Here is a 12,241-nt window from a genome sequence, read left to right as displayed (position 1 = left end):
AGACAACCATGAACTTGATGCAAAACGAGGGGCCGTACGATACGTCCGTCGCGCTACCCGTGCGACGCATCGTTGCCATTACGCTGGTGTGTTTCGCCGTGTCGATGATCGACGGCTTCGACACGCTGATGCTCAGCTTCGTCGCGCCGCTGTTATCCAAATCGTTGAACATCGACCCGGCATCGCTCGGGCGAGTGTTCGGCGCGGGGTTTATCGGCACGGTCGTCGGCTCGCTCATTGCCGGGCCGCTGGCCGACCGGTTTGGACGCCGTCCGACACTGGTTGCCGCACTCATCATGACTGGCGTTTTCACGCTGGCCTGTGCGTGGGCGACCTCCGCGACGGAGTTGTCGATCCTGCGCCTGCTCGGTGGTCTGGGGATGGGCGGTGCCATTCCGCCCGTTACCGCTATCACGGCGGAAAGCGCCCCCGTTCGCCGCCGCTCGGCGCTCGTCATTCTGATGTTCATCGGCTTCCCGCTGGGGGCCGTCGTGGGCGGCGCGATTTCGGCGGTGCTGATGATGCGCTTCGGCTGGCCGTTCGTGTTCCAGATGGGCGGGGCTTTCGCGCTGCTCGTGATCGTGCCGGTGCTGTGGGTGCTGCCCGCGACGGCGCCGGGGCGCAATGCGCAGAAGGGTGAACGGCCGGGCGCGGTGTTGCAGCACCGTGGCATGTTGCCGCGCGTTTTTGCCGACGGACGTGGCGTGGCCGCGACCGCGCTGTGGGTGGGGGTGTTGGCGACGATGATTCTCTCGGGCTTCCTGGTGAGCTTCATGCCGACGTTGCTCCACCTGAACGGCGTCGCACCCGATCGGGCCGCCATGGGCGCGGTAACGCTCAATGTCGGGGCGATTGTCGGCGCGCTGGTGCTCTCGACGGTCGTGAGCCGAGCGGGACCATTCGTGCCGGTGGCGTGTTCGTTCATCGGCGGTGCGGTGCTGACCGTGGTGCTGGGCAATCTGATCGGCGTGGGGCACGCCACGTTTGGGATGCTCTTCGCCGTGGGGGCTTGTTTGGTCGGCGGTCAACTGACCTTTCCCGCGATTGCCAGCCGCCTGTTTCCGACTGACGTACGCGCCGCTGGGGTAGGGGCGACGATGGCCATCGGGCGGCTGGGCTCGATCATCGGACCGACCGTCGGCGGTTGGTTGATCGCGCGTCAAATGCCGTTGCCACAGATCTTTGTGATCGCCGCCTGCATGGCGCTCATCGGCGCGGCTGGCGTGAGCATCGCCCGCTGGCGTACTCCGGCACAAGCCGAAGGGCACGATGGCGCAGCGGTATCGGCGCAAGCGGCACAACCCGCGCAACCGTCTAACGCTTACGGCGCGCAGGTGCCGCACGGAGAAGTGAATCATGGCCGTTAATTTCGCCGCGAATCTCGCCGCTAATTCTGCCGATAGCGCTGCCGATAATGCGTCGAGTCGGCACGACGACAGCCGCACTACCGAGCGCCTGCTCGCTCCCGTGCAGACGTTGCCCACGAGTGCCGCCCGCGCGGTTGCCTCCTTCATCCGCAATGGCGAGCGATGGCTGGCGATTGCCCAGATGTCGAAAGATGTCGCAGGCGAGGTGCCTTACATGAATGGCGGCGATAGCGATGTCGACGCGCTTTTCTATCGCTGTGAAGCCGGGCATTTCGTTCAGGAGGAACACATCGCATTACCCGGTGGCGAGGACGTCGAACACTTCACCATCGGCGCACGCGAGTTTCTTGCATGCGTGGGTATTCGTACCGGCAGCGGGCCGTATGACTTGAATACCCACGCCGTGCTGTACGAGCGCCTTGACGGCGAATGGCGTGAGCATCAGCGGTTTGAGGTGTTCGCTGGCAAGCAGTGGCGTCACTTCGAAATCGACGGGCGGCATTTCCTCGGGCTGGCTCAGGGCGTCACCGTGGAGGGGCCCGTCGCACGTCACCCGGATCAGTCTTGCGTGTTTGTCTGGAACGGCGAGCGCTTCGTCGCGTTTCAGGCCACCGGCGGACGCTGGGGCTACAACTGGGCGCACATCGAACACGCAGGCAAACACTACGTGGCTTATGCCGATCATGTCAGCGGGTCGCGCATCTTCCGCTGGAACGGCAGTCAGTTCGAGACGCTGCAAACGTTCGACGAACCGGGTGGGCGCGCTTTCCACTTCTTTGTGGATGGCGAGACGTTGTGGCTCGTGCACGCCAACCTGCTCAGTCACACGACGCTTTACCGATTCGACGGCGTGCAGTTCATCGCGACGCAGACGCTCGACGGTGCTGGCGGGCGTGAGCTTTGTGAGATACCCGCGAGCCGCCCCGGTGCGCCGCGCTATCTGCTGCAAGTGCGCTTCATTACCGGCACGCCGAAGGCTCCCGAGCCCGTGCAGCAGTCGGTGCTGTGGCGATGGCGCGGCGACGGCTTCGATGCTGTCGAGTGGATCGGCACCTTCGGGGGCACCGACGCGTCGACCTTCGAGGCCGATGGCCAACGCTACGTCGTGGTGACCAATAGCCTCGATGCCGACGTGCGGTTCCGCGTCGATTCCGTCGTCTACCGCTTTTCCGGATGACGTGCGCGCGCAGGCGTTACCTGCTGTAGCCGACGCCTGCGCTTTCTGAAGATTCCGTTTGACCTGCTTTACCCGTCTCGCCCCGCCAGAGGGTGACGGCTTCGTTTTGCCCAAAAAAATTACGATATGGAGACAAACCTCATGACTCGCTTAGCTTCACGCCGTAAGCCGCTTGCCTCGCTTCTCGCCGCGCTCCTCACGCCCGCCTTGCTCGCTGTGGCTTCCAATGTCCAAGCGCAAAGTTCGGTGCAGTTGTACGGCATCATCGACGCTGGCCTCACGTACTTCAGCAATTTGAATGGACACGGCACGTTCGTGGCCAACGATGGGGCGATTCAGGCGAACCGTTGGGGGCTGCGCGGCAGCGAGGACTTGGGTGACGGGCGTCGCGCCATCTTCGCGTTGGAGAACGGTTTCAATCTCTACTCGGGGACGATGGTGCAGTCGGGCGTGCTGTTCAGCCGACAAGCGTGGCTGGGTCTTCAGGACAATGCATTGGGGACGGTAACGTTCGGCAAGCAGTACGACTTCTTCTGGGACAACCTCACGCAATTCACGATGGGGCAACTGGCGGGGCAGTATTCATGGCACCCGGGCGACTTCGACCATCTGGCAGGCACGCTCCACATCAATAACGCGATCAAGTACACGTCACCGAATTGGGCGGGTCTCACGCTTGGCGCGTTGTACGCCACGCCGTCGTCGACGGTGTCGGCAGGCACTGGCCGCGTGATTGCTTTTGGCGCGAAGTATGCGAACGATGGGCTGAGCCTGGGCGCGGCATATACCAACACGCACAACTCGGGGGTGAATGCGCCGACGCAAGCGGGGACGACGATCTTCCCGGATCTGCCGCCGGGGCCTGCGGTGCTGGACAACATCGCCAGTTGGGGCGTGGGCGGCAGCTATCGCTATGGGCCGAATACCACGCGGTTGCTCTTCACCAGCACGCGCTTTCGCAACGGCAACGAGAGCGTTGTGATGAACACCTACGAAGCCAACCAGATCTACCGCTGGGGACCGGCGTGGACGTTCATGGGCGGCTACTGGTATTCGAAGATGGGTTCGCAGAAGTGGCAGAACGTCACGGCGCTCGCGGACTACGCGCTGTCCAAGCGAACCGATGTCTACGCTGAAGCTACGTGGTTGTATGCAGGCGGCGGCGCAGCACCGGTGTTCCTTGGCGGCGGTGCGGCACCGACCTTCGTGAACGGCACCTACACGGGGCAGGGGCCGTCGTCGACCGCAGTGCGCATTGGCATGCGGCATACGTTCTGATTGTCGGTTCGTACCGGTGAAGGGGAGGTGTCGCTTACTTCCCCGTCCCACTCGACGTCGCCATCGCAGCCGCACCAAGGCCGATGTAAAGCAGGCCTGCAATGTATTTGCCCACACCGGACTTCGTGCCACGTTTGGCGATCGTTTTGACGATCGTACGGGCGAGCGCCGCACACGCGACGTCGCCCACACCGCCGACCAACACGAGAATGGCGCCCAACGTGACGATTTGCAGCGGCACCTGGCCCGCTGCGGCATTCACGAACTGCGGCAAGAACGCTGCAATGAACAGCCCGGTCTTCGGGTTGAGCAGATTGACGAGAAAGCCCTTGCGGATCGATGTACCAAGCGGCTGCTCAATCGCGCGCGCGGACGCTCCGCCGTCAGATGCAGCTTTGCTGCGAATCGCCTTGATGCCCAGATAGATCAGATAGCCCGCGCCCAACGTTTTGATCGCGGTGAACAACGCGGGCGATGCCATCAATAGCGCCGTCAGGCCGACCGCTGCAAAGCAGACATGCGCCATCGTCGCGAGCATCACGCCGAAGGCCGACGCCAGCCCGTGCCGAAACCCCTGGCTCGCGCTGGCCGTCAATACGAAGATCGTGTTGGGACCAGGGATGGCAACGAGAACCACGACAGTGGCGAGGAAGTAGGGCAGTACGGTGAGGTCAATCATGACGGTGATGTTCCGAGAAAGCGATTGCGTTGCACGGGCTGAGGTTATTGGGCGGCATCGTAACATCGTTGGCGGCGTCTCATTTTGTGATGCCCATACGCAATCTGACGGCAATCTGATGGCTACCTGACCGCAATCCGACACCGGATGCCGCACGGCACTGGTACTCGTCCCGAAGGACGACCACCGATGCCGCACGTCGCTTCAGTCCACCTCAATCCACTTCATCCCGCCTTGGCGACGGGCACCACCTGCATGTCGTCGCGATGCCACCACCCGCCGCCTACCGCCTGAAACAGCGCCACCGTATCGGCATAGCGATTGGCCTGCGCCTGCACCAGCGCCACACGCGTTTGCTGATACGTCTGCTGTGCGTTGAGCAACGTCAAATAGCTGATATCGCCTAGTTCGAGTTGCTTCTGCGCAATCGACAGGCTGCGTTGCGCGGCCCGTTCCGCATTGAGCGATGCCCCCAGGGCATCGGCATCCGTTCGCAACGCATGCAGCGTGTCGGCTACGTTCTGGAACGCTGTGAGCACTGTCCCGCGATATTGCGCACCCGCCTGCTCGTACGCCGCCTCGGCCCCGCGTTGCTTGTGCAGCAGTGCACCGCCCGCGAAGATCGGCTGCGTCAGGCTGCCCGCCAACGACCAGAACGCCGTGCCCGGGCTGAACAACTCCCGCGCAATTTCGGCACTCGCGCCGTAACCCGCACTCAGCGTGATGCTCGGCAAGCGCGCGGCCACTGCGACACCTACAGCCGCTGCGGCAGCATGCCATTGCGCTTGCGCCGCTCGCACGTCCGGGCGTTGCTCGACCAACTGCGACGGCAAGCTCACCGGCAAAGCCTCCGGCAATTGCAAACCGCTTAGGTCAAACTGCGCGCCGATGCGCTCGTTGGGCATGCGCCCGAGCAAGCGAGCCAGCGCGTCGCGTTGCTGCGCGAGTTGCTTCTCCAGTGGCGGCACGGCGGCCTGCGCCTGTGCCAACGACGCTTCCTGCGCCGCCACATCGGCCTGCGCCACTTGGCCGAGGTCGTACTGCTTATGCAACAAGTCGAGCGAATGCTGCTGGAGCGCCACGATTTCCTGCGTAGCGCTCAGTTGCCCGCGCAGCGACGCTTCCTGAATGGCCGCCGCCACCACATTGCTCGTGAGCGTCAGGTACGTCGCTTCCAAGGCAAAGCGCTGCGCGTCGGCTTGCGCGACGAGCGATTCCACCTGTCGCCGGTTGGCACCGAACAGATCGAGCGTGTACGACACGGAGACTTGCGCCGTATGCAAGTTGTAGAGATCGTCGCCGCTTGCCGCCGGGCTAGCCAGCGGCGCAGCGATTTTCTGGCGCGTTGGCGAGTACGACGCACTCACTTGCGGGAAATAGTCGCCTTGCTGCACGCGCACGGCTTCATGCGCGGCTTCGAGGGCGGCACGTGCCGCGTCCATATCGGGGTTGTGTTCGATGGCCTCTTTGACAAGCGCATCGAGTTCGGGCGAGTGGAATAGCGTCCACCATTGCGCCGGAATATCCATCCCTGCCACGAAGCGCTGCGCGCCACCGCCTGTCGTGGCTGCTGCCGACGTGCCCGCAGGCAGGGCGTCGACGGTGTAGCCCGCGTTCGCGGGGGCTTCCGGTGTTTTGAAGTCGGGGCCGACGGCGCACCCGGCCATCGACAGTGCGGCCGCCAGCGCCAAGGCGCCACGCGCCCCGGCATAACGATGAGTCATGACAACAGTCTCCGCGAAGCGTACGGCGCTGGCCGTGCGTCGCCAAAGGGCAGAGGGAACCGGGGTAAGGAGTTTGCGATGCATGGCGTTACCCCCGTGCCGGCTCGGCCGCGTCGAGCGCGCGCTTGGCCGCGCGTTGCTCGATATAGCGTTCGAGTACGTAGTAGTAGGTCGGCAGAATGAACAGCGTGAGCAGCGTGGCGACGATCAACCCGCCCACCACCACCGTGGCCAGTGCGCGCTGAACGTCGGTGCCCACGCCAACGGCCATCGCCGCGGGCAGCATGCCCACCGTAGCCACCGTGGCCGTCATGAGCACTGGCCGGAACCGCTCGACCGCGCCCGCGATCACTGCTTCACGTAAGCCCAGCCCATCGGCACGCACCCGGTTGATGTTGGCGATCATGATGATGCCGTTCTGCACAGCCACACCGAAGAGCGCAATGAAGCCCACGGCACTCGCAACATTCAAGGTTTCGCCCGTCAGGCGCAGCGCCATCAGACCGCCCAGCGTCGCCAGCGGCACCACGCCAAGAATCAGCGCAGCTTGACGCAGCTTGCCGAATTCGGCGAACAGGAACACCAGCATCAACGCGAGCACCAGCCCCATGATCAGCGTGAGACGCGCCTGCGCGCGCTGCTGATTCTCGAACTGTCCGCCCCACACCAATTGATATTGGCTGTGGTCGTATTTCACGTTGCTGGCGATGCGCTTCTCGGCGTCGGCGAGATAGTCGGACAACCCGCGGCCCGCATAGTCGATGCGCACGATCAACTCACGCTTGCTCATGTCGTGCGTGATGGTCGCCTCACCGCTTTGATAGCGAATGCTGGCCAGTGCCGACAACGGAATTTGCGCGCCGCCCGGGGCGTTGACGAACAAGTTGCCAAGCGTTTCCGGGCTATTGCGCGTGTTCGGCGGGAAGCGCACGGTCACGTTGTACTGCCGGTCGCCCACATAGACTTGACTTACCGACGCGCCGCCGATGGCCGTCTGGATCAGATTTGTCACGTCCGCCACATTGATGCCGTAACGAGCGGCCGCAGCGCGGTTCACATTCACCACGATTTGCGGAATCGGCGGTTCCTCGAAGATCGACGCGTCGGCAGTGCCGGGCACTTGCTTGAGCACGCCCACGACTTCCGTGCCGATACGGCGCAGTTCTTTGAAGTCGTTGCCGACGATGCGGATGACGAGCGGGCTGTGCGCACCGCCCACGGCATCGTTGATCCCGTCGATGATCGGCTGGCTGATCCCCACCGACATGCCCGGAATCTGCTTGAGCCGGTCGTTGAGCTTTTGCACGAACTCGGCCTTTGTTTCGCCATGCGGCCAGGTGTCGTAAGGCTTGAGGCCGACAGGGGCTTCGATGTGCGACGGCGTCCACGGGTCGGCCTGACTGTCGCTGCGGCCCAGTTGCGTGACGGCATACGACACTTCGGGGAAGCTCAGCAACACCGTGCGCAGCTCGCTTGCCATCTCGCTGGCCTTGTCGAGCGAGAGGCCCGACGGCAATTGCACTTGCAGCCACAACGACCCTTCGTCCAGATCGGGCAAGAACTCGCGCGCCGTCGTGGCACCGAGCGCAACGACCGCCGCCAGCGCGATCACACCAATCGAGATCGCCATGCGAGGCGCATTGAGTAGCTTGTCGAGCCAGCGCTGGAAACCCGCCTGTGCACGCAGAAGCGGCACGTTGTGGAACACCTTGCGCGGCTTACGCAGGGCCACGTAGGCCAGCCCCGGAATCAGCATGAACGTGCACAACAGCGCACCGGCCAACGCGTAGGCCACCGTGTAGGCCATCGGCGAGAACAGCTTGGCTTCGGCGCGCTCGAAGGCGAACAGCGGCAGGTAGGCCGTGATGATGATGAGCGTGGCGAACAGAATCGGGCGGGCCACCTGCGTGGTCGCACTCAGTACGTCGCCTTCGGTGAGCGTGGCGTCGGGTGCCGCTTCACGTCGCCGCAAGATCGCTTCGGTCACGACAATTGCGCCGTCGACGATGATGCCGAAGTCGATGGCCCCCAGCGAGAACAGGTTCGCGGGCATGTTCGTGAAGTGCATCATGATGAACACGGCCACCAGCGCGAGCGGAATCGTCACGGCGGCAATCAGCGCACTGCGCGGGCTGCCGAGGAACAGAATCAGCACGATACACACCAGTCCGACACCTTCGGCCACCGTGTGCGACACCTTATGGACGGTGTTCTGCACCAGATCGTCGCGGTCGATGTACGGCACGATGCGCACGCCTTGCGGCTCAAGCTGCTTGCGCAGTTCTTCCACTTTCGCGTGCACGCCCTTGAGCGTTTCGGACGGGTTCTGGTACTTGAGCATCTCGACGATGCCCTCGATGGTGTCGGGGTTGTGATCCTTGCCGAGAATGCCTTCGCGTTCCTGATGGCTATACGTCAGCCGCCCGAGATCCTTCACCAGCACGGGGACGCCATTGCGCTGCGTGACCACGATGTTGCCGAGGTCGTCGAGCGAATGCACCATGCCGATGCCCCGAATCACATAGCCTTGCTCGCCGCGCGAAATGCGGCTGCCGCCAGCATTGGCGCTGTTGTTGTTGATCGCCGTGGTGACGTCGCCTAGCCCGATGCCGTAGCGCTGCAACTGCACCGGATCGAGTTCGAGCTGGTACTGCATGGTGAAGCCGCCAAAGTTGTCGACGTTCACCACCCCCGCCACTTGTTGCAGTGCCGGAATGACGACCCAGCGCTGTAGCTCTGACAGCTCCATCAGGTTCTTGGTATCCGACTCCAGCGTGTACCGATAGATTTCGCCCGCCGGGCCGGTCACCGGATCGAGCCCGGGCGTAATACCCGAAGGCAGCGTCACGCCCGCAATGCGGTCGTTGATGCGCTGGCGCGCCCAGTAGTCGTCGATGCCATCGCGAAACACAAGCGTGATGAGCGAGAGGCCAAACGTGGACGACGAGCGCATCGACACGACGCCGGGCGTACCGCCCAGCGCGCGTTCGAGCGGCACGGTGATTTGCTGTTCGATTTCCTCGGCCGCGAGGCCGGGCGCTTGTGTGGTGACCTGCGCGGTCACGTCGCCGATGTCGGGGTAGGCTTCGACGGCCATTTGCGTCCAGCTATACCAGCCGAATGCAGCCACGAGCAGCGCCACCACCCAGATGACGACCCGCTTGCGCAGGCAGAAGGTAATGAGGCGATTAATCATTGAGCAGTACCCCGCCCTTGACGACGATGCGATCGCCTGCGGCTAGCCCGGCACCGACGCGTGCGCCATCGGGCTCGCCGTAACCCGGCTGCACCGTGCGCTTGACGAAGGTCCACGGGGCCACTTCGACCCACACCACCGTACTGTCGTTGTTCATGATCAGTGCCGAGTTCGGCACGAACACCGAACGCTGCTGCGGCACCGCAAACGTGGCGGTCGCAAACATATTCGGTTTGAGACGGCCGTCGGTATTGGGGAACGCAATGCGCACCTTGGCGCGGCGGGTATCGGGGTCGAGGACTTCGCTCACGAAGCTGACCTTGCCGTGCCATGTCTGGCCCGGATACGCCTGAAAGACCACATCGACCGGTTGGTCCTTCGCGATCAACGCCACATTGCTCTCGGGCGCGTTGGCCGTCACCCAGACGGCATCGAGATTCGAAACGGTCATGAGCGAGGCGGTCAGATCGTTGGCATAAGCGCCTTGCGACGTCGACAGCGCCGTGATCGTACCGGCGTAGGGGGCGCTCAGCGTGAGCTGACGCCCACGCGTGCGCGCGTCGGCACCAATGCCGCGCAGGCGCGTCTCCGAGCGTGTGAGTTCGGCTTGCGCTTGCGTGTAGTCGCTCTGTGCTTGTTCGAGGTCTTTGGCGGCCCCGGCCCCGGCATCTCGCAAGCCTTGCACACGTTTGAGCGTGGTGCCTGCGTGGTTCAAGGCGTCGCGCGCCTTGTCGTTGTCTGACCATGCCTGTGCGAGATCGCCGGAATCGATGGTCAGCAACGGCTGCCCCTTTTCGACGTGGTCGCCCAGATGCACCTTGAGCTCGACGATACGTCCGGCCACAGGCGGCAGGATGTTGGCCGTGCGGGCAGGGTCGGCTTCGACGGTGGCGGGCAATTGCACCAGACGCGGCTCGTCGCGCAGGCCGACGACGGCAACGGCCAGCCGCGAACGCAGCGCCGAGTCAGGGGGCACGATGATTTTGTCGCCGTCACGCAGCACGATTGCGTGCTCGGTGGCATCTGGCTTGACGGACGCGTGGCTGGTTGTCGACATCCAGCGCACGGCTTCGACCGAGAGGGCGAGCGTGGCGATCACGCCGAAGCCGGCGAGGGCGATCCGCTTGTTTGCGCCCGATAGATGGATTTTGTTCATTTCCCGAATCTCTTTTTACACGTGAGGGAGGCGATGGCATTGCACTCACGTGTAAAGACGAGTCGGGTCACGTCAGCCGGTATTTAATCCGGCAACGTAAAACGTTTTCGCCACGCGACGCAATGCCTGCCGGTAATTCAATGGAATTGCCGGTTTAAAAGGAATTTGAAGTGCGTATGTGTCAATGACATGCGACCGACATAAGCAACTGTCAGGGTCGGGCATCGATTTCTCCTTAGGCTAAGGAACCGTTGCACAGCAGCGGCGGCTCGCAAGCGAGAGCGAACGTACGCCTTGCGCTGCCGCGACATACGTCGGGGCAGCGGCGGGCAAGCGTTCACGGCAGACACGCGCGAAGCACCGCTATGGCCCGGGAAGGCAAGCGTGTTTTCAAGCGCATGACGATCAAGGAAAGGCGGGAATCTGGTTAGCGAAACCGGAAAGGATTCCGGTGGGCATCAACTAAGCGCAGATATGGCGCACCTCTCGCACTCCGGCGAGACGGCGACCAAAAGGGACGGACGTCGGGCCGGGATCTACCGTTCAAGCGGTAACGGGCAACTACAACTGTCCAATTGGGGTGTCCCCTGATGATTGATTCGTCGCGGATCGTACGCGCGTCAATTGCATGCGTCAAGCAATTATTCAGCCAATTTTTGGTGTGAATTCTTCTGGTTTTGGTGAATAAAACTGAGGGCTGTTCGTTATTGCGGGAATTGCGGCGGCATAAGGAATTGGCCGAGCTTGCGATTAATAAGTCGTAATTTAATTGTTTGCTGAATTGAGTGCGCGCTGAGCGCCTGCTGGGTGGCTCGGCGCCGATGGCTCATCGTTTACCCGCAAAAACCACCCGCCAACAGATTTTTGCGTTGACCGGTAAATTGTTTTTTGCTGGTATACCAGTTATGAACCAGACCCAACGCACCCCAGCCCTGAGCGATTCGGCCTACAACGCGATTCGTGCCCTGATCGTCTCCGGTGAGATTCGCGCCGGTGAGGCGCTCTCCGAACGCGCGCTGTCCGAGCGTTTCGGCATTAGCCGTACGCCGGTGCGCGAAGCCATCCGGGCGCTCGCCAACGACGGCCTGCTGGAGATCGTGCCGATGCGTGGCACGTTCGTGCGTCAACTGTCGGTGCGCGATCTCAGCGAAATTCACGAAGTGCGGCTTGCGCTTGAAGGCATGGCCGCCTGGCTCGCCGCACAAAAGGGCGTGACCCCTGCGCTGGAAGAAGTCGCCAAGCGCCTGCGCGCGCTCGACGCGCAAGACGAAGCCGTGCCGCTGGATGTCGACATCACGCAGCGCGTGGGCTGGCAGTTCCACGAAGCGATGTTCGCTGCGGCCGACAACGTGCGGCTGGTCGAGACCTATCACGCGTTGCGCACGCAGAACGGTTTGGCGCTGCAACGCATCCCGCATTACGACGCCGACCGCACGCGCGCCGCCGTTCGCGAGCATCTCGCGATCTTCGAGGCCATCGCTGCTGGGCGTCCCGAGGAGGCCCAGCGTTGTGTCTGGGACCACCTCACCCACGCCATGCAGACGCGTTTGCAGGCGCTCGTTCCCGCCGGTTCGCCCGGTGCGGCGCCGCGCTAAGCCTCGTTCATTGAAGCCGCCCACACCGCCCGTATCCATTGCGCCTGCTAAGCCGTCACGTCATTCATC

8 protein-coding genes are annotated in these 12,241 nt (G+C 63.1%); 4 read left to right on the top strand and 4 right to left on the bottom strand.

Annotation, left to right across the window (positions count from 1 at the left end; translation table 11 throughout):
* Nucleotides 1-8 precede the first annotated feature (8 nt).
* The 3 genes from PPN31114_RS08705 (at nucleotide 9) to PPN31114_RS08695 (ending at nucleotide 3,822) form a co-directional block, all read left to right on the top strand.
* On the top strand, nucleotides 9-1,367 hold the full coding sequence (locus tag PPN31114_RS08705; RefSeq protein WP_150678986.1) for an MFS transporter: 1,359 nt from the start codon (nucleotides 9-11) through the stop codon (nucleotides 1,365-1,367).
* Entirely contained in the window at nucleotides 1,357-2,544 is a 1,188-nt protein-coding gene (locus PPN31114_RS08700; protein WP_150678985.1) for a hypothetical protein, read from the top strand. Before PPN31114_RS08705 ends, PPN31114_RS08700 begins: the two co-directional genes overlap by 11 nt.
* A 141-nt stretch (nucleotides 2,545-2,685) precedes the next feature.
* Nucleotides 2,686-3,822: a porin gene (locus tag PPN31114_RS08695; RefSeq protein ID WP_174987805.1), complete on the top strand. Its 1,137-nt coding sequence runs from the start codon at nucleotides 2,686-2,688 to the stop codon at nucleotides 3,820-3,822.
* A 34-nt stretch (nucleotides 3,823-3,856) separates the two neighbouring features.
* On the opposite strand, the gene PPN31114_RS08690 is transcribed toward PPN31114_RS08695, so the two are convergent.
* The 4 genes from PPN31114_RS08690 to PPN31114_RS08675 form a co-directional block, all read right to left on the bottom strand.
* On the bottom strand, nucleotides 3,857-4,501 hold the full coding sequence (locus PPN31114_RS08690) for a LysE family translocator (RefSeq protein ID WP_174987801.1): 645 nt from the start codon (nucleotides 4,499-4,501) through the stop codon (nucleotides 3,857-3,859).
* A 224-nt stretch (nucleotides 4,502-4,725) separates the two neighbouring features.
* On the bottom strand, nucleotides 4,726-6,225 hold the full coding sequence (locus PPN31114_RS08685) for an efflux transporter outer membrane subunit (protein WP_150678982.1): 1,500 nt from the start codon (nucleotides 6,223-6,225) through the stop codon (nucleotides 4,726-4,728).
* Nucleotides 6,226-6,313: 88 nt separating this feature from the next.
* Nucleotides 6,314-9,421, bottom strand: a complete 3,108-nt coding sequence (locus PPN31114_RS08680; protein ID WP_150678981.1) for an efflux RND transporter permease subunit — start codon at nucleotides 9,419-9,421, stop codon at nucleotides 6,314-6,316.
* On the bottom strand, nucleotides 9,414-10,577 hold the full coding sequence (locus tag PPN31114_RS08675) for an efflux RND transporter periplasmic adaptor subunit (RefSeq protein WP_150678980.1): 1,164 nt from the start codon (nucleotides 10,575-10,577) through the stop codon (nucleotides 9,414-9,416). Before PPN31114_RS08675 ends, PPN31114_RS08680 begins: the two co-directional genes overlap by 8 nt.
* Nucleotides 10,578-11,482: 905 nt before the next feature.
* Between PPN31114_RS08675 and PPN31114_RS08670 the strand changes: the two genes are divergently transcribed.
* On the top strand, nucleotides 11,483-12,172 hold the full coding sequence (locus tag PPN31114_RS08670; RefSeq protein WP_150678979.1) for a GntR family transcriptional regulator: 690 nt from the start codon (nucleotides 11,483-11,485) through the stop codon (nucleotides 12,170-12,172).
* Nucleotides 12,173-12,241: the final 69 nt, after the last annotated feature.

Origin of the sequence: Pandoraea pneumonica (assembly GCF_902459645.1) — a bacterium.
Lineage (GTDB): Bacteria > Pseudomonadota > Gammaproteobacteria > Burkholderiales > Burkholderiaceae > Pandoraea > Pandoraea pneumonica.
This window is presented reverse-complemented; position numbering and strand designations above follow the sequence as displayed.